Below are 17,875 nucleotides of genomic sequence, written 5' to 3'. Positions count from 1 at the left end.
CCGGCGGGGCGTGGGCGCCGGGGGGGGGGGGGGGCGGCGTGCGGGCCCCCCCCCCCCCCCCCGCGGGGGGGGGGGGGGGGGGGGGGGGGGGGGGGGGGGGCCCCGGGCGCGTCGCGGCGCTCGCCCCCACCCAACCCTCCCCCGCTCGCGGGGGAGGACTCGATCGCTGCGGTCGTCGCCATCAACCGGGAAGCCCCACCTCCCCCGCCTGCGGGGGAGGTCGGCGCCGTAGGCGACGGGTGGGGGCCGGGCGCGTCGGGACGTCCGCCCCCACCCAACCCTCCCCCGCCCGCGGGGGAGGGCTCGATCTCTGCCGCGCTGGCCACAGGCCAGTCGTCCGGCGCGAACAGCGGCACGCCGCTGGGCCAGCGGTCCGCGGTGTCGTGCGTGGCCAGTACGCAGAGCGGCTGGGCCGAGCGCAGGATGCGGGCAAGCCGGTCGTCAGGATGCGCGAGGTCGAGCGGCAGGTAGGCGCCGCCGGCGCGCAGCACTGCGACCAGTGCGATCACGAGTTCCAACGAACGCGGCAATGCGACGGCGACGACGCTGTCACGGCCGAGCCCGCGTGCCTGCAGTGCGCGCGCCAGCGCGCGGGTGCGGTGGTCGAGCTGGGCGTAGCTCAGCGTGATGTCGCCGAACGCCAGCGCCGGCGCATCCGGCGTTGCCGCCATCGTCGCCTCGATCAATGCGGCCAGCGTGGTGTCGGGCAGCGGATGGTCGGTCGCGTTGAAGTCCACCAGCGCGCGCCGCGCCTCGTCCGGTGTCGCCAACGGGATGTCGTCGATGCCGTCGGCCATGCAGGCCGCGGCGAGAAACGCCTGCAGCCGCTGCGCGTGCGCGGCGATGGCGTCGGCGCTGTACAGCACCGGATTGGCTTCGAACTCAAGCTCGAGCGCGGTCGCCCCGTCGCCACGGAAGCCGATCGTCACATCGTCGATCGGTCCGGTTCCCAGGATCTCCAGCCGCACCTGCGCGCCATGCGCACGCGGCGGGCGGTAGAACGGCTGCACGTTGACCAGCGGGCCATGCAGCCGGCGCTGTCCGCCGATCAGGCCGAGATCGCGGCGCAACTGCTCACCGCGGTAACGGCCGTGGCGTCGGCCGCGCACCAGTGCGCGCGCAGTCGCCTGCACGAAGTCGGCCAGCGAGGCACCGGACATCGCCGGCACGCGCAACGGCAGCACGTTCATGACCATCGCCGGCACCCGCGCACTCGCGCTGCCCAGCCGGCCCATATACGGCACCCCAACCACCGCTTCGACCTGTCCGGCCATGCGCCGGCAGTACTCGGCCGCCAGCGCGGTCAGCACATCCGGCCAGGGCTGTTCGAGCCGCTGCGCAAGCGCGAGCAGGTCGGCGCGCAACGCCGCATCGAGGCCGACGCTCAGGCGATGACAGCCATGCGCGGCCGGCGCGAAGCCTGCGCCCAGGCCGGAGACCGCTGGCATGCCAGCGAGCGTCTGGCGCCAGTAGGCGGCGTCCTGCCGGCTTTTGTCCGAGGCGGCGTAGGTCGCGTCCTCGGCGATCACGCCCTCGAGCGCCGCAAACGGCGCGCTCGCATCAGCCCCGCCGCAAGCAGCCCCGTACAGGGCCAGCACACGCTCGGTCAGCAGCGCCATCCCGTAGCCGTCGGTCGCCAGGTGGTGCACACGCAGATACCAGACGAAACGCTGATCGCCGAGCGCGTACAGCCGTTGCAGCGCCAGCCGGTCGCGCGTCGGGTCGACCGGCGTATCGCGGTCGCGCGCCATCGCCGCCCGCGCAGCCCGCTCGGGCGCGTCCATGTGCGACAGATCGACGACCTCCAATGGCGGCAGATGCTCGGGATCGATGCCCATCCGCGGGCCATCGGCGGTATCGCGCATGCGCAGCGACAGCGCCGGCGCCTCAGCCGCGGCCTGCTCGGCCGCGCGCACGAATGCGTCCACGTCCAGCGGGCCATCGATCCACAGCGCATGCGCGGTATTGAACGCTGGATTGTCCGGCGCCAACCGCTGCGCATACCACAGACCCGACTGCGCCTGGGTCAGCGGCCAATCGCCGACGACCGGCAACGCGGACACCTCCACCGCCTTGGCCATCAGACGCGCTTCTGCTGCAGGTCCTGCACCACACGCCACCAGCCAGCCAGCGTGGTGTGCTCGGCCAGATGCGAGAACTCCAGCGGCAGGCCGGACTCGCCCCACTTCATCACCAGGCCGAGCACGCGCATCGAGTCCAGGCCCAGATCCATCAGATTGTCGTCATCGCCGATGTCCTCGGGCGCCTCGCCCAACTGCCGGGCGATGTCGGCACGCATGCGCGCCAGGGTCAGGGGATCGCTCATCGCAACAGCTCCAGAATCCGATCGGTAGTCAGCGGCACGCCGCAGGTGCGCGCAATCCAATGCAGCGCCATGTCATGGTCGGCGCGGGTGAAATCGGCAACGGCATCAGCAGCGACGAACGTCTGGATGTCGCGCTGGAACGCCTCGGTCGCCGTCGACAGCACGCCGATATGCGCGTAGACGCCCGTGATCAGCACCTGGTCGCGACCACGCGCCCGCATCAACGTCTCCAGGTTGCTGCGCTGGAACGCGCTGTAACGATGCTTGACCAGCACATGGTCGCCATCCGCCGGCGCCAGCGCATCGACGATCGCCTCGTGCTCGGGCACCGCACGCATACCCGGACCCCACAGATCGGCCTGCAGGCCCCGATCGCGCCGATCCTGATTGCCGCGCTGCGCGGTGTAGACCACCGGAATGCCCCGACTGCGCGCATGCGCCAGCAACCGCGCGATGTGCACGATCGCCGGCGCGATCGGCGCCGCCTGCGCCTCGTAGGCCGCCAGGAAATAGCGCTGCATGTCGTGCACCAGCAACGCAAGACGCCCCGTCTCGGGCTGCCACGGCCCACGCGCCGCCGGCAGCTCGGCCGCCGTCGGCAACGGGTACGCAGGAATCGTCGGAAGGCCCATGTCTACTCGCTCAATCCATCTGCAGTCGTGATCGCACGCCCGGCACTCGCCTCATTCGCAGACGCCACGCAATCGGCTCCGCAAGACAGTGCCGCGCTCACCGGAGGCACGATCGAAACGCCGCCGGCAGCGGACGGGTAGCCGGTGGCCGCGCCAAGCGCGCCAGGGGTGAGCCCGCTCTGCCTGCGCGGCGCAGGCCGCGCGAGCGGGCGAACGCCCGGCGTGCTGCGCCGGGCCGGACCGCTCCGCGAAGCGGAGGGCGCGCGCGCCCGAGTCAGGGCAGGATGCCCTGACCGAGGGACAAGCGGCTGCCGGCCAGCAGGCCGATGCCCCACTAACGCAGCAACCGCGGACAAGCAACCTGTCGCCACACCAAGCGCGCCAGAAATGGTGTGCACCCGAGTCAGGGCACGACGCCCTGACCGAGGGACAAGCGGCTGCCGGCCAGCAGGCCGATGCCCCACTAACGCGGCAACCGCGAACGGGCGACCAGTCACCGCGCCAAGCGCACCAACGGCGATGCGCGCGCCGGTCACGCGCCCTGCTCCGCAAGAAACCGCGCCCGCAACTGCGCACGCAACTCACGCCGGCTGACCTTGCCCACCGCCGTCGTACCGAACGCATCGACGAACACAATCTGATCGGGCACCTTGAACCCCGCCAACCCCCGCCCACGCACCCAAGCCTTCAACTCGGCAGGCCGCGGCCGCACCTCACCCGGAATCACGAACGCACAACTGCGCTCACCGAGGAAATCATCCGGAATCGACACCACCGCCGCATCGAACACCTGCGGATGCGCAAGCAGATGATCCTCGATCTCCTCGGCCGAAATCTTCTCGCCCGCCCGATTGATGTGATCGGTCGCCCGCCCCTGCACCACCAGATTGCCCTCGGCCGTCCGCAGGACCATATCGCCCGTGCGATACCACCCATCATCGGTGAACGACCGCGCATTCGCCGCCGGATCATTGTGATACGCGCGGATCGTGTACGGACCGCGCGTGAGCAGATGCCCCGTACCGCCCTCCGGCACCGGCGCGCCGTGATCATCGACGATCAACACCTCGTCGTCGGGACTGATCGGCCGCCCCTGCGTCTGGATCACGACCTCGTGCGGATCGTCGAGCCGGGTGTAATTGACCAGGCCCTCGGCCATGCCGAACACCTGCTGCAGCGTGCAGCCCAGCCCCGCGATCACCCGTCGCGCTGCTTCGGGCACCAGCTTGGCGCCGCCGACCTGCACCACCCGCAGACTCGACAGATCGTGCGCGGTCTTGCCGGCCGCATCGGCCCACAGCAGCGCCAGTGGCGGCACCAGACCGACACAGGTCACGCGCTCGCGCGCGATCAGCGGAAACGCCACGTCCGGGCCCGGTCCTGGGCTCAGCACCACCCGCGCGCCGGCGTACAGCGCCCCGAAGAATCCAGGCGAGCTCATCGGGAAATTGTGCGCAGCCGGCAGCGCGACCAGATACACGCTGTCGCGATCGATGCCGCAGATATCGTTGCTGGCGCGGAAACTGTAGATGTAATCGTCGTGCGTGCGCGGGATCAGCTTCGACAGCCCGGTGCTGCCGCCGGAGATCTGCAGGAACGCGACCGACTGCGGATCGGGATCGCCCGGCAGCGCGGCACGATCGCCGTCGAGCGCGGCGACCGACACGAATTCCGCACCGTCACCGACCACATACACGTGGCGCACCGCCGGCACCTCGCGCTGCAACTCACGCGCCAGTGTGCGGTAATCGAAGCCTTCGTACTTCTCCGCGCAGACGTAGGCGCTGGCCTCGGCCTTGCGCGCGAAATGCGCGACTTCGGTCAGCCGGTGCGCCGGCAACGCATACACCGGCACTAGTTGCGCGCGGAACAGTGCGCACACCATCGCGATGAACTCGGGCACGTTGCCCAACTGCACGACCACCCGATCGCCCGGCGCCAGGCCTTGGGCCAGCAAGCCGGCGGCGATGCGCTCGGCCTCGGCCCACAACTGCGCGTAGGTCCAGCGCACCGCGCCACCGACCACGGCGATCGCATCGGGATGCGCCGCCGCACGCACGCGCAGGAAACCGGGAAAGGTCTCGCCGCGCCAGTAACCGGCCGCGCGGTAGTGCGCGGCCTGCGTCTCGGGCCAGACCTGGCGCAGCGGCAGACGCTGCGGGGCGGAAGTGTCGCTCATGGCATCCTCGATCGAATCAGGCAGCGCGCACGTCGTCGATGTCCAATGCATCGAGCAGCGCGCGGAACTTGGCCGCGGTCTCGTCGACCTCGAGCGCCGGCTGCGAGCCGGCCACGATACCCGCACCGGCGAACAGACGCATCGTGCGGCCCTGCACACGCGCGCAGCGGATCGACACGTACCAGTCGCCATCGCCCTGCGCATCGGTCCAGCCTACCGCGCCCGCGTAGAACCCCCGGTCCACCGGCTCGAGCGCGCGGATCGCCGCCAGCGCGGCCTCGCGCGGCGTGCCGCAGACCGCTGGCGTGGGATGCAGCAGGCCGGCCAGCGCGGCCGAGGACAGCAACGGATCCTTCAAGGTGCCGACGATCCGCGTGCCTAGGTGCCACATCGTCGCGGTCGCATGCAGAGACGGCATCGACGGTGCCTGCAGCCGGCTGCACAGTGGCGCGAGCGTGTCGACGATCGCCTCGACCACATGCCGATGCTCGTCGTGGTCCTTGGCCGAGGCCAGCAGCGCCTGCGCCGCGCGCGTGTCCTTGGCCGGGTCGCGCGCGCGGCGCGCCGAGCCGGCCAACGGATGCGAGACCACCTCCAGGCCTCGGCGCGAGACCAGCAGTTCGGGGGTGGCCCCGACCAGCCAGGCCGGCGCCTCACCCGCGGCCACCGGCAGCGGTGCCACATATGTGGTCACGCTGGCATCGGCGCCCAGGCGCGAGGCCAGCGCCAGCGGATCGATCCTGGAGGCGGCATCGATCCGCAGGCTGCGGGCGAGCACGACCTTGCGCAGCGGCGCGGTGGCGCCCGCCTGCTGCAGGTGCTCGAGACAGCGCGCGACCGCCATCGCATAGGCATTGGCGGCCGGCTCGGCCACATGGCCACGCAGCGGTGGCGGCCAGGCCGCCCCTGCCGCAGTGTCGTCGGCCGTCGTCAGGTGTCCAGGCTGGTACAGCGCATCGTCGCCGTGCGGGTCGAACGGCAGCGCCCCGACCAGCACCGCCGGCCCGTCGCGATTCTGTGCGAAGAACGCAGCCACCCGGGCGCCGAGCGTCGATGTCGGCCCCGCAGGCAACGATGCGCGCCGGCCTTCTGCGGCGATCTGTCGTGATGGCCCGTGCAAGCGGAACCAGATCGATGCCGCAATCGGATCGCCGTCGCCGACAATCGTCTCGGGCCCTGCCATGAAGGCTGCCTCGGTCATCGCAGCGCCTCGCGCGGGTGCAGTGCCGCAGCCACCGACAGCACCACCAGCACGACACCGATCAGCAGATACGGCGCGCTGGGCGAGACGCGGTAAAGCAGCGTACCCAGCAGCGGGCCGACGACCATGCCCAGTCCCTGGACCGAGGCGATGGTGCCGGCGGCCGCGCCCTGTTCGTGCGCCTCGACCGAATCGGCGGCCAGCGCCTGGAACGACGGGAACACGAACCCCATACCGAAGGCCGCCACGCCATAGGCCAGCAACAACTGCCATTGCACGGCCACCAGCGCCGACGAGGCGAAGCCCGTCGCCGAAATCAGGGCGCCGATCGCGATCCAGCGCGCCGGCGGCACCGCGCGCAGCCGCATCACCAGCGCCTGGGCACACATCAGGCCCAGGCCGACCGCGGTCAGCGACAGCCCGGCCGCGCGCGCGCCGTCGGTCGGAGACAGGTCCAGCCGGTCGATCGCGAAGAAGCCGACCACGACCTGCGCGATCGTCACCGAGACCATCGCCGCGAACACCGCGTAGACCGGCAGGCGCAGGCGGCGATCGGCCACCGCCATCGTCGGGCGTGGGCCCGACCGTGGCGCCGGCGCAGCCGGCGTGTCGGGCAGCCGCCACCACAGCACCAGCAGTGACAGCAGCGGCAACGCCGCGGCCAGATACAGCGTCAGCGCGATGTCGCGGTAGGCGATCCAGCCGGCCGCCGCGGGACCGAGCACCATGCCGAGCGCGTTGGCGCTGCCCAGCCGCGCCATCACCGCACCGCGGCCCCCCGCCGGCACCGCGTCGGCGACCAGTGCCGCGGCGGTCGGCGGCACCGCCGCATAGAACAGTCCGACCAATGCGCGCGTGGCGACCAGCGCAAGGACTGACAGCAGCACCGCCGGCGGATGCCGCAATGCCAGATCGACGAACACCGCCATCGCGATGTAGACCAGGGCATAGCCGACCAGGCCTGCAAGCAGGACGCGTCGGCGCCCGATGCGATCGCTCAGCGCGCCCCAGCGGCGCGCCGACAGCATCCACAGCACGCCGGCAGCGGTCACCGACAGGCCGGCATGCCACTCCGCCAGCCCCAGCAGCCGCACGACCGGGCCGACGACGGCAACGAACGCCATCATCGCCATCGTCCCGGCGAACGCGGTGAACACCAGCGCCGACAGGCCGGGCACGCGAGGAGAGGACGCGGGAACAGCGGACATGCACACATCTCGATTCGCCGGCCGGGCCGGCGACGGGGCCAGGAACGACGGATCCGTCATCCCGCGCCGGCCGGCAACGCCCGGAGCGGGGCGGCACGACGCCGCCAAATGATACCAACTCTCATTTGCAATCCATAGCCGACCAGGTTGTTGAGAATCGTTCGCAAACAAGTATCATTCATATTCCTGTCTGCGCATGCCGACGCCGGCCGTCTGCCAGACCCCCCGCCCTACCCCGATCTTTCTCGGAGTTCCCATGTCTCGCTGTCTCGCCCTCTCTCCGCTCGCGGCCGTGGTCGCGCTCGTTCTGGCGTCCCCCGCCGCTGCCCAGCCCGCTTCGCCGGCATCGACGGCGACCGACTTCGATACCGTCGTGGTCACCGCGACCGGCGTGCAGCAGTGGATCCGCGACGCCCCGGCGAGCATCAGCGTGGTCACGCGCGAGGAGATCGAGCGCAAACCGGTCAGCAGCCTCGGGCAGTTGCTCAGCACGATCCCGGGCGTGACGGGCGGTTACGCGCTGTCGGGCGCGCAGTCCAAGATCCGGCTGCGCGGCTTGCCCGAGCAGTACACGCTGATCCTCATCGACGGACGCCGCCAGGGCAATTCGGCGGGTGTGAACTACCGCGACGACCTGGGCCCGCAGGATCTGAACTGGCTGTCGCCGGACATGATCGAGCGCATCGAGGTCGTGCGCGGCCCGATGTCGTCGCTGTACGGCTCCGAGGCGATGGGCGGCGTGATCAACATCATCACCCGCAAGATCGCGCCCGAATGGGGCGGCACGGCGACCTACAACTACAGCCGCCCCAGCGACGACGCGCGCGGCGACATCATCCAGCTCGGCGCCCAGTTCAGCGGCCCGCTGACCGACCGTCTGGGCCTGCGCGTCGGTGCCAACCTCACCGATCGCGATGCCGATACCGGCGCGGGCTTCGCCCGGACCCCCGGCAGCAAATCCGAGAATGCCAACGCCCTGCTCAACTGGCGCATCAACGACGACCACACCATCGGCCTGGAGGCCTCGCGCGGCGTGCAGCGCAACGTGGGTGGCGAGGCGGTCAGTGCCTGGGGCCTGTCGAAGCTGGTGCACACCGGCTACGTGGTCACCCACGATGGCCGCTATAGCGACGCCTCGACCTCCAAGATCACGCTGGTCCAGAACGAGTACGAGGACGAGGGCAGCGCAGTCGGCAACCATTCCCAGGAGACCGTACTCGACGCCGTATTCAATACGGGCTTCGACTGGGGCATCCCGCACGCGCTCAACGTCGGCGGACAGTGGAAGCGCGAGGAATTGCAGAACCTCGACACGATCGGCACCGTGCCGGTGACCTGGACCGGCAGCGGCCGGATCAGCCCGAAGAACGAGGCCGACGCCTGGGCCCTGTTCGTCGAGGACCATCTGTCGCTGCGCGAGAACCTGACGCTGACGCTGGGCCTGCGCTGGGACAACACCGAGAACTACGACGACAACCTGAGCCCCCGCGTCTATGCAGTCTGGCATCCCTCGCGCGACTGGACGGTCCGCGGCGGCGTCTCGCGCGGCTTCCGCGCCCCCAATCTCAAGCAGGGTTCGGCCGGCGCGGCGACCCAGTCCGGCGGCAACGGCTGCCGCAGCCTCGTCGTCGAAGGCTGGACGGGCGACACCACCTCGCCGACCTACCGGCCCAACGCCGACGGCACGATCGGCTGCTACATGGCCGGCAACCCCAATCTCGAGCCGGAAACGAGCACGAACTACGAGATCGGCGCCGGCTTCGATCGCGGCGGCTGGTCGCTCGCGGCGACGTACTTCCACACCGACTTCGAGGACAAGATCGAGCAGATGCCGCTCAGCAGCCTGCCCGGCTTCGACAGCAGCTATGTCAACGGGTTCTGGTGGACGGTCGCGCAGAACATCCAGGAGGCGCGCACCCGCGGCGTCGAGGCCAGCATCGTGGTGCCGCTGCACGAGCGCCTGACCTGGTCCACCAATGCCACCCGGATGCTCGAGTCCAAGAACCGCACCACCGGCGCCAACCTGCTGGTCGTGCCCAAGCTCACGGCCTATACCTCGCTGGACTGGCGCATCGACGACGCCTGGGCGCTGTCGCTGAGCGCGCAGCATGTCGGCGAGCAGTTGATCTCGGCGACCAGCCCGACCTTCGCCAAGGCCTACACCACCTGGGATCTGATCAGCGGCTTCGACGTCAATGCCCACCTGACGTTGCGCGCGGGCGTGCGCAACCTGACCGACGAATCGACCCTGGAAGACGGCAGCAACTACGACGCCGGCGGCCGGACCTGGTTCGTGGGGGCCACCGCGCGTTTCTGACCGAGATGCCGCGCGCGGGGCACCTGCCGACCCGCGCGCGGCGACTCAAGATTGAGAATCAATCTCATAAACCCTAAAATAACGAGACCTTCACGCGCCTCGTCCTGCGCCGTCCCGGATCCCCCATGCCCGTTCGCCCCCGCCTGCCTCTCCGTCCCGCGCTGTTGACCAGCGCCATCGCTGCATTGCTGCCGCTCACGGCCCTGGCCCAGACGCCGGAGGATGCGACGACGCTCGACACCGTGCGGGTCACCGCCGAGCAGATCGCACGCCAGGCGCTGGGCGCGTCCACCGTACTCGCCGACGACATCGAGCGTCAGCCGCCGCGCAACGACATCGCCGAGTTCCTGCGTACGCTGCCCGGCGTCAACCTGACCGGCAATTCGACCAGCGGCCAGCGCGGCAACAACCGCCAGATCGACATCCGCGGCATGGGGCCGGAGAACACCCTGATCCTGGTCGACGGCATCCCGGTCTCGAGCCGCAACTCGGTGCGCTACGGCTGGCGCGGCGAGCGTGACTCGCGCGGCGATACCGGCTGGGTGCCGCCCGAACAGATCGAGCGCATCGAGGTGCTGCGCGGCCCGGCGGCAGCGCGCTACGGCAGCGGTGCGGCCGGCGGCGTGGTCAACATCGTCACTCGCGCACCGGGCCCGCAGTTCGGCGGTTCGCTGAATGTCTACGGGCTGGTGCCCACCCACGGCGTCGATGGCGGCAGCCAGCGCGCCGGCCTGCAGATGAGCGGGCCGCTGTCGGACCGGCTGTCGTTCCGCCTGTCGGGCAGCGCCGGCAAGGCCGAGTCCGACGCCTTCGACATCAATCGCGACCATGCATCGCAGCGCAGCGGTACCAATGCCGGCACCTTCCCCGCCGGGCGCGAGGGCGTACGCAACCGCAACGCCTCGGCCAAGCTGCTGTGGGACGTGCTGCCCGGCCACCGCATCGACGTGGGCGCCGGGTTCAGTCGCCAGGGCAACCTCTATGCCGGCGACACCCAGAACACCAACCGCAATCCCGAAGTGCTCAAGTGGATCGATGCGGAGACCAACCGGCTCTACCGCAGGACCTTCGATGTCAGCCATCGCGGCGAGTATGGCCAGGCCACCCGCTCACTGGCCTATGCCGCCGTCGAGAAGACTCGCAACACGCGGCTGCTCGAGGGTCTGGCCGGCGGTACCGAGGGCATCTTCATCGTCAATGGCGGCTTCGGCGACATCGACCTGCGCACGCTCACCCTGCATGGCGAAGTCAACCACACGATCACCGGCGACAGCGTCGACCACGTGCTGACGGTCGGCGCCGAGTGGGTCGACAGCCGGCTCGAGGACAACGCCTCCGGCCTGAAGGACCGCAATCCGCAGCCGAACGTGCCGGTGCCGCCGACCCAATGGAACGGCCGCAGCGATGCGCGCATCGCCTCGGTGTTCGTCGAGGACAACCTCTACATCGGCGACGCGCTGACCGTGACCCCGACGCTGCGCTACGACCACCATGACCAGTTGGGCGGAAACCTCAGCCCGGCGGTCAGCGCCGCGTTCGCGTTCCTGCCGTCCTGGACGCTGCGCGCCGGCATCGCCCGCGCCTACAAGGCGCCCAATCTCTACCAGAGCAACGCCGGCTACGCGCTCTACAGCGCGGGCATCGGCTGTTGGGGCGGCGGCGGCCCGTGCTTTCTGGTCGGCAACGACGCGCTCGACGCCGAGACCAGCGTCAACAAGGAACTGGGCGTGCAGTTCGCCGACGGCCGCGTGCAGGCTGGCCTGACCTGGTTCCGCAACGACTACCGCGACAAGGTCGAGGCCGGCCACGTCGCGATCGATCGCGTCGGCAACGTCGACGTGTTCCGCTGGGACAACATCCCCAAGGCGGTGATCGAGGGTCTGGAGGGCAGCGTGGAACTGCCGCTGGCCGAGGCGTTGCGCTGGAACACCAACGTGACCTGGATGCTCACCTCGAAGAACCGCAGCACCGGCGACGCGCTGTCGACGATTCCCGAGTACACGATCAACACCGCGTTCGACTGGCAGGCCAGCGCGCGCCTGTCGCTGCTGGCCAAGGCCACGTTCTACGGCGAGCAGGTGCCGCAGCGCCTCGACTACCAGGGCCGCCCGGTCACCGGCAGCGCCGCCGACCGCATGCCGCCCTACGCACTCGTGGGCCTGAGCGGGCGCTACCGCATCACCGATCGGGTCAGCGTCACGCTGGGCGTCGACAACCTGCTCGACAAGCGCATCTTCCGCCGCGGCAACGCCTCGGGCGTCAACCTCGGCACGCCCAACGAGATCCAGGGCGCCGGTGCCTATACCTACAACGAGCCTGGACGCGCCTGGTTCGTCAGCACCAACATCGGGTTCTGAGCCCTCGATGCGCACGCCCATGCACAGCCGCCGCCCCACGACCCACCGCCCGATCCACCTGGCGACGCTGGCCGCGGCCGCCGGCCTGCTGCTCGCGCTGCAGGCCGTGCCCTCGACCGCGGCCGCGCAGCAGCGCGATCCCACACGCGCGATCGGCCAGACCGTCGCCGACCACGCCTCGCCCCACTACGCCTTCGAGCGCTTCGACGTCACCAGCCCCGACGGCCAGCGCCGCTGGCGCGTGCACGTCGCAGTGCCGAAGGCGCCGGCACCGGCCACCGGCTATCCGGCGCTGTGGATGCTCGACGGCAATGCCGCGCTGGTCGAATTCGACGATGCGCTGCTGGCCGAACTCGCCGCGCAGCCGGTGCCGCATGCGCTGGTGTTCGTCGGCTATCCCAATGACCTGCGGATCGATTCGGAAGCGCGCACGCGCGACTACACCCCGTTCGAAGGCGAACGGCCGGTGCGCAGCGGCGGCACGATCGTCGGTGGCGGTGGTGCCGACGCGATGCTCGAGACCCTCGAACGCACGATCCGACCCGAGGTCGCCCGCCGGGTGCAGACCGACCCGGCGCGGCAGACGCTGTGGGGCCACTCGCTGGCCGGCCTATTCACGCTGCATGCGCTGTACACACGCATCGGGGCGTTCGACACCTATGCCGCAGGCAGCCCGTCGCTGTGGTGGGGCGATGGCGCGCTGCTGGGCGCGCCCGAGCAGCGCTTTGTGGCCAACAATGCCGGCCGCCACGCACGCGTGCTGATCGGGTTGGGCGAAGGCGAGCGCACGCGGCAGGTTGCGCACCGCGACCTGTCGGATCCGCGCGTCCAGGTCCACCTGCGTCGCATCGAGGCCGCGCCGCCGGACGCAGCGCACCGCCTCGCCGAACGCCTGTCCGGCGTCGACGGCCTGCAGGTGAGCTACCGCGAGTTTCCCGCGTTGACCCACGGCCCGATGTTCCGGGCCTCGCTGATGTGGACATTGCACGCCATCGCCGGCATCGCCGACCACAGCGACACCCCGAGCCATGCCGATGGCGTGGACCCGGCCCGATGATCCCGGCGCGGCCGCCGCCGCGCCCCGCCCGACCCGGACCCCGGCCCTGCCGGCGTCCGCCATCGCCACGACGCCCGACGTCCCAGCCACCGTGTTTCCCTTCCTCCGGCTGCACGTTCCGCCGGTTCTTTCAGCGCTCCAGGAGTCCGTCATGACAACCTTGCCTTCCCGCGGCCTGCGGCTGGCCGCCCTCGCCCTTGCACTTTCGGCCGTGACCGGCCTCGCCGGCGCCCAGGTGTTCAGCCAGCCCGATACCGATTTCAAGGGCAACGTCCGCGCCGCCAGCCAGGTCGTGCTGCCGGGCAGCGAGGTCGAGCTCAACGGCAGCGGCTTCAAGCCCGGCCAGCAGGTCACCCTGCTGCGCGGCGAGACCGTGCTCAACGCGCAGCCGTTCGTCGCCGACGCCCAGGGCGCCTTCAAGGGTCGGGTCGCGATCCCGGCCGATGCGGCTGTTGGCGTGCATCCGGTGGTCGTGCGCACCAGCGGCCCGGATGCAGCCTCGATCTTCGAGCTGAAGGTCTCGCAGCAGTTGCCGGTATCGGGTGAAGCGCGCTTCGACGTGCGCAGCGCCAAGCTCGCGCCGGGCCTGTACCAGGTGGCCTACAGCGCGAAGAACGACGCGCTGTTCGTGACCAGCGCGGTCGGCCGCCCGCCGGTCACTGTCTCGGCGCTGCAGAAGGTTGACCCGCAGTCGCTGCAGGTCGTGGCGAGCGCCACGCCCGGCGCAGCGCCGGCCGGCGGCGTGTTCGCCGTGTACGGCGTCGGCGTCGATGACGCCAACGGCCACGTCTGGGTCACCAACACCCGCCAGGACACCGTCGCCGTCTACCGCCAGTCCGACCTGTCGCTGGTCAAGCAGTTCCCGGTCGGCGCCGTGCCGCATGCGCGCGACGTCGTCGTCGACACCCAGCGCGGCCGCGTCTACGCCACCGCCTCGGGTGAGAACTTCATTTCGGTGTTCGACGCCAAGCAACTGACCCAGCTCGACAATATCGTCATCGAGTCCGGCGTGCGCGGCGAATCCTTCGCCCCGACCAGCCTCGATCTGGATGTGGCGACCGGCAAGCTCTACACCGCCAGCATGTCCACGCCCGAGGCCGCGGTCATCGACACCGCCAGCAACGCGGTGGAGAAGGTGGTGCCGCTGGTCAATGCGCGCAGCGCGATCGGCGTGGCCTGGAACCCGGTCGGCCAGCGCCTGCTGGTGGTGTCGCAGGGCAGCGACAACCTGCTGATCGTCGATCCGCAGACCGGCACGATCGACCACGACGTCTACGTCGGTGCCGGTGCGTTGAACGTGTCCTACGAGCCGACCCAGCGCCTGGCCTACGTCGTCAACCGCGGCGCCGACACGATCACCGTGGTCGACGACAACGGTCAGGTCGTGGCGAACTTCGACGGCGGCAGCTTCCCCAACCACGTCAGCAAGGGCGCCAACGGCGTCGTCTACTCGGTCAACAAGGCGCGCGGCGCCGAGGACCCGAAGGGCGACCACATCCGTCGGATCGCCCCCAAGGCCCGCTGATCGCCCAGGCGGCATGTCAATGCCGGTGCCGCGCCACGTCGGTGGCGCGGACACCGTACGCGGCGCGCAGCCGCGTGATGGGTGATACCGGCTAAAATCCACATGCGCCGCGGCCGGCTCCATCCGGCCGCGGCGTCTTCATCCGATTCGACAAGGTGACAGGCCGATGTTCCAGCGCGTCACGATCCGCCATGCGGCCCTGCTGGCCGCCAGCCTCGCCTGCGCCCTCGCCGGCTGCGCCCGCAACGGCGACGACACCACGATCGCCACCCCGCAGACCGCCGCCGACACGGCGCTGCCCGATGGCTGGCGCCGGGTCGCCGGCACCGACGTGCCACAGATCCCGCGCTCGACCCAGGACCTGCCGACGACCGTCCGCTCCGACGACGGCGTCGAGGTCACCATTTCCGATACCAGCCGCACGATCGTCGGCAACGACGACATCGTCATGGTCATGGACGCGCTCGGCCTGTCGGACCAGGTGTTCGCCGCGCCGGTCAACAGCGTGACCGAGACCGGGCGCAAGGCGCCCCACCATTTCCTGTTCAACCGCACCACCGGTGTCGAGGGCGTGCTGAGCCTCGATGGCACCCTGTTCGTCGGCAACAGCCTGCGCCGGCACGGCAAGCTCGCCCAGCCGCTGCGCGATGCCGGCCACGCGATGATCATCGTCGACGAACTGCAGCCGGCCCCGGACAAGGTGCGCAAGATCGCCGCCGCCTTCGGCCACGCCGACGAGGGCGAGCACCTGGCCGCGCGCGTGCAGGCCCAGCTCGACGAGGCTGCCGCCATCGCCGCGCGCCACACCCGCCGCCCGCGGGTGATCCATGTCTCGGCCACCGGCGGCGGTGGCGCGCCCACTGTCGGTGGCGCCGACACCGCGGCGGCCGATGTCATCCGCCTGGCCGGCGGCATCAACGTCGGCGATGAGGCCCGCGTGGCCAACTACTCGCAGCTGAGCAACGAAGGCATCATCGCCGCCGATCCTGAAGTGATCCTGGTCAGCGAGGACGACCTGCGCGTGTTCGGCGGACCCGACGGCCTGTGGAAGGCCTACCCGACTCTGCGGCAGACGCCGGCGGGCATCGCCAACCGCGTCTGGGTGATGCCCGACCTGCAGCTCAAGGCGACCAGCGTCGCCAGCGGCACCGGCGCACTGGCGTTGGCGACCGCGCTGGCCGAACTGGCCGCCGAGCTCGACGCCCAGCCTGGCGCATGAGTGCCGACGGCCGCGCGACGTCGCGGCGCACCGGCCAGGTCAGGCGGCCGCCCGGCGGCCTGTTGTTCGTCGGCATGCTCGCACTGCTGGCGCTGGTGATCGTGCTGTCGTTCGGCGTCGGCCCGCTGCGGATCCCGCCGGGCGATGTGATGCACGTGATTGCCCACCAGCTGGGCCTGGCCGATGCCGGCACGCTGACTCAGCGCGACATCTCGGTGGTCTGGAACCTGCGCGTGCCGCGCGCATTGCTGGCGGTCATCGTCGGCGCCTCGCTGGCCATGGCCGGCGCCGGGCTGCAGGGCCTGTTCGGCAACCCGCTGGCTGACCCGGGCATCGTCGGCGTGACCCACGGCGCCGCGCTCGGCGCAGTCGCGGCAATCGTGCTCGGCGCCACCGTGTTCGGCGCCTGGACGATTCCGGTCGCCGCGTTCGCCGGTGGCGCGGTGACGACCACGCTGATCTATCTGCTCGCCCGTCCCGACCGCGGCGGCGGCACCGCGACGCTGCTGCTGGTAGGCATCGCGATCGCCGCGGGCTGCTCGGCGGCGATCGGGTTCTTCACCTACATCGCGCGCAGCGACGAGCTGCAGTCGCTGGTGTTCTGGCAGATGGGCTCGCTGGCAATGGCCGACTGGGCCGACCTGCTGGCCGCGGTGCCGGCGTTCGCGATCGGCGCGATCGCACTGACGCGCCTGGCGACCCCGTTGGACATGCTCGCGCTGGGCGAACGCCAGGCCCAGCACATCGGCCTGGATGTGCGTCGCACGCGCGCGCTGCTGGTCGCGGTCTGCGCGCTGCTGGTCGGCTCGGCGGTCGCATTCGCCGGCGTGGTCGGCTTCGTCGGCCTGGTCGTGCCGCATTTCGTGCGCCTGCTCGCCGGCCCCGGCCATCGCTGGTTGCTGCCGTTGTCGGGCGCGACCGGCGGCCTGCTGGTGGTGCTGGCCGACACCGCCGCACGCAGCCTCGATCCGCCGTCGGAGATCCCGCTGGGCCTGTTCTCCGCCGCGCTCGGCGCGCCGTTCTTCCTGTGGCTGGTGCTGCGCGGCCGCAAGCGGGGCGGCGCGTGAGCACAGCCGATGCCACCCAGGACGTGCTGGCAATCGAGCGTGCGAGCGTGCGCATCGACGGACGCGCGATCCTCGACGACGTCGATCTGCGCTTCGCGCGCGGCACGCTGACCGCGCTCGTCGGTCCCAATGGCGCCGGCAAGTCGACCCTGCTGGCCGTGGCCTCCGGCGACCTGGTGCCGGCAACGGGCCACGTCCGGCTCGCGGGCGCACCGCTGCGCGACTGGAAGGCACGCGCGCTGGCACGCGAGCGCAGCGTGCTGCCGCAGGACCATGCGGTGCGTTTCGCCTTCAGCGTGCGCGAGGTCGTCGCGATGGGGCGACTGCCGCACCCGCCCGCGCCGGCCGAGGACACGCGCATCGCCGAGGCGGCGATGGCCACCGCCGACATCGTCCACCTCGCCGGCCGTGACGTGCAGACGCTCTCGGGCGGTGAAGCCTCGCGTACCGCATTCGCGCGCGTCCTCGCGCAGACCACGCCGGTGGTGTTCCTCGACGAGCCCACCGCCGCGCTCGACCTGCAGCATCAGGAGGCGGTGCTGCGGACCGCGCGTCAGTTGGCCGACGACGGTGCCTGCGTGATCGTCGTGCTGCACGACCTCAACCTCGCCGCCGGCCATGCCGACCGCATCGTCATGCTGCAGCACGGCCGCGTCGCCGCCGATGGCAGCCCGCGCGAGGTGCTGACCCGCGAGACCATCGAGCGGGTGTACCGGCAGCCGGTGCTGGTGCTCGAGCACCCGACCCGCGGCGTGCCGCTGGTGGTCAGCGACGATCCCAGATGAGT

The 17,875-nt window shown here is 70.9% G+C and carries 13 protein-coding genes; 7 read left to right on the top strand and 6 right to left on the bottom strand.

Features of this window, described 5'->3' with window-relative positions:
- From FHW73_RS11245 to FHW73_RS11220, 6 genes are all read right to left on the bottom strand, one after another.
- Positions 1–2,081: condensation domain-containing protein (locus FHW73_RS11245; protein WP_183426801.1), on the bottom strand; the 2,081-nt coding region annotated here is incomplete at its 3' end.
- Positions 2,081–2,326 carry a phosphopantetheine-binding protein gene (locus tag FHW73_RS11240; protein ID WP_183426800.1) on the bottom strand — a complete coding sequence of 82 codons (246 nt, stop codon included), beginning with the start codon at positions 2,324–2,326 and terminating at the stop codon, positions 2,081–2,083. The genes FHW73_RS11240 and FHW73_RS11245, both read right to left, overlap by 1 nt.
- Positions 2,323–2,958: an isochorismatase family protein gene (locus tag FHW73_RS11235; RefSeq protein WP_183426799.1), complete on the bottom strand. Its 636-nt coding sequence runs from the start codon at positions 2,956–2,958 to the stop codon at positions 2,323–2,325. The genes FHW73_RS11240 and FHW73_RS11235 overlap by 4 nt, the downstream gene beginning before the upstream one ends.
- A 532-nt stretch (positions 2,959–3,490) precedes the next feature.
- The gene (locus FHW73_RS11230) at positions 3,491–5,137 is read right to left on the bottom strand and encodes an AMP-binding protein (protein ID WP_183426798.1); all 1,647 of its coding nucleotides are present in this window, start codon (positions 5,135–5,137) and stop codon (positions 3,491–3,493) included.
- 16 nt (positions 5,138–5,153) lie between these two features.
- Complete coding sequence (locus FHW73_RS11225; protein ID WP_183426797.1) at positions 5,154–6,338, bottom strand: isochorismate synthase; 1,185 nt, start codon at positions 6,336–6,338, stop codon at positions 5,154–5,156.
- Complete coding sequence (locus FHW73_RS11220; RefSeq protein ID WP_183426796.1) at positions 6,335–7,546, bottom strand: MFS transporter; 1,212 nt, start codon at positions 7,544–7,546, stop codon at positions 6,335–6,337. Before FHW73_RS11220 ends, FHW73_RS11225 begins: the two co-directional genes overlap by 4 nt.
- A gap of 256 nt (positions 7,547–7,802) precedes the next feature.
- Between FHW73_RS11220 and FHW73_RS11215 the strand changes: the two genes are divergently transcribed.
- The 7 genes from FHW73_RS11215 (at position 7,803) to FHW73_RS11185 (ending at position 17,873) form a co-directional block, all read left to right on the top strand.
- On the top strand, positions 7,803–9,863 hold the full coding sequence (locus tag FHW73_RS11215) for a TonB-dependent receptor (RefSeq protein WP_183426795.1): 2,061 nt from the start codon (positions 7,803–7,805) through the stop codon (positions 9,861–9,863).
- A gap of 125 nt (positions 9,864–9,988) precedes the next feature.
- Positions 9,989–12,220 carry a FepA family TonB-dependent siderophore receptor gene (locus FHW73_RS11210; protein WP_183426794.1) on the top strand — a complete coding sequence of 744 codons (2,232 nt, stop codon included), beginning with the start codon at positions 9,989–9,991 and terminating at the stop codon, positions 12,218–12,220.
- 19 nt (positions 12,221–12,239) lie between these two features.
- On the top strand, positions 12,240–13,277 hold the full coding sequence (locus FHW73_RS11205) for an alpha/beta hydrolase-fold protein (RefSeq protein ID WP_183426793.1): 1,038 nt from the start codon (positions 12,240–12,242) through the stop codon (positions 13,275–13,277).
- A gap of 151 nt (positions 13,278–13,428) precedes the next feature.
- Complete coding sequence (locus tag FHW73_RS11200) at positions 13,429–14,802, top strand: YncE family protein (protein WP_183426792.1); 1,374 nt, start codon at positions 13,429–13,431, stop codon at positions 14,800–14,802.
- A 166-nt stretch (positions 14,803–14,968) separates the two neighbouring features.
- Positions 14,969–16,021: an ABC transporter substrate-binding protein gene (locus tag FHW73_RS11195; RefSeq protein ID WP_183426791.1), complete on the top strand. Its 1,053-nt coding sequence runs from the start codon at positions 14,969–14,971 to the stop codon at positions 16,019–16,021.
- On the top strand, positions 16,018–17,088 hold the full coding sequence (locus tag FHW73_RS11190) for an iron ABC transporter permease (RefSeq protein WP_183426790.1): 1,071 nt from the start codon (positions 16,018–16,020) through the stop codon (positions 17,086–17,088). Before FHW73_RS11195 ends, FHW73_RS11190 begins: the two co-directional genes overlap by 4 nt.
- Complete coding sequence (locus FHW73_RS11185) at positions 17,085–17,873, top strand: heme ABC transporter ATP-binding protein (RefSeq protein WP_345776178.1); 789 nt, start codon at positions 17,085–17,087, stop codon at positions 17,871–17,873. Before FHW73_RS11190 ends, FHW73_RS11185 begins: the two co-directional genes overlap by 4 nt.
- Positions 17,874–17,875: the final 2 nt, after the last annotated feature.

It is taken from the genome of Luteimonas sp. RC10 (assembly GCF_014192745.1).
Classification (GTDB): Bacteria; Pseudomonadota; Gammaproteobacteria; order Xanthomonadales; family Xanthomonadaceae; genus Luteimonas.
This window is presented reverse-complemented; position numbering and strand designations above follow the sequence as displayed.

Coding starts and splice junctions, on each gene's coding strand:
- FHW73_RS11240 (WP_183426800.1), bottom strand. CDS start 2,326: ATGAGCGATCCCCTGACCCTGGCGCGCATGCGTGCCGACATCGCCCGG.
- FHW73_RS11235 (WP_183426799.1), bottom strand. CDS start 2,958: ATGGGCCTTCCGACGATTCCTGCGTACCCGTTGCCGACGGCGGCCGAG.
- FHW73_RS11230 (WP_183426798.1), bottom strand. CDS start 5,137: ATGAGCGACACTTCCGCCCCGCAGCGTCTGCCGCTGCGCCAGGTCTGG.
- FHW73_RS11225 (WP_183426797.1), bottom strand. CDS start 6,338: ATGACCGAGGCAGCCTTCATGGCAGGGCCCGAGACGATTGTCGGCGAC.
- FHW73_RS11220 (WP_183426796.1), bottom strand. CDS start 7,546: ATGTCCGCTGTTCCCGCGTCCTCTCCTCGCGTGCCCGGCCTGTCGGCG.
- FHW73_RS11215 (WP_183426795.1), top strand. CDS start 7,803: ATGTCTCGCTGTCTCGCCCTCTCTCCGCTCGCGGCCGTGGTCGCGCTC.
- FHW73_RS11210 (WP_183426794.1), top strand. CDS start 9,989: ATGCCCGTTCGCCCCCGCCTGCCTCTCCGTCCCGCGCTGTTGACCAGC.
- FHW73_RS11205 (WP_183426793.1), top strand. CDS start 12,240: ATGCACAGCCGCCGCCCCACGACCCACCGCCCGATCCACCTGGCGACG.
- FHW73_RS11200 (WP_183426792.1), top strand. CDS start 13,429: ATGACAACCTTGCCTTCCCGCGGCCTGCGGCTGGCCGCCCTCGCCCTT.
- FHW73_RS11195 (WP_183426791.1), top strand. CDS start 14,969: ATGTTCCAGCGCGTCACGATCCGCCATGCGGCCCTGCTGGCCGCCAGC.
- FHW73_RS11190 (WP_183426790.1), top strand. CDS start 16,018: ATGAGTGCCGACGGCCGCGCGACGTCGCGGCGCACCGGCCAGGTCAGG.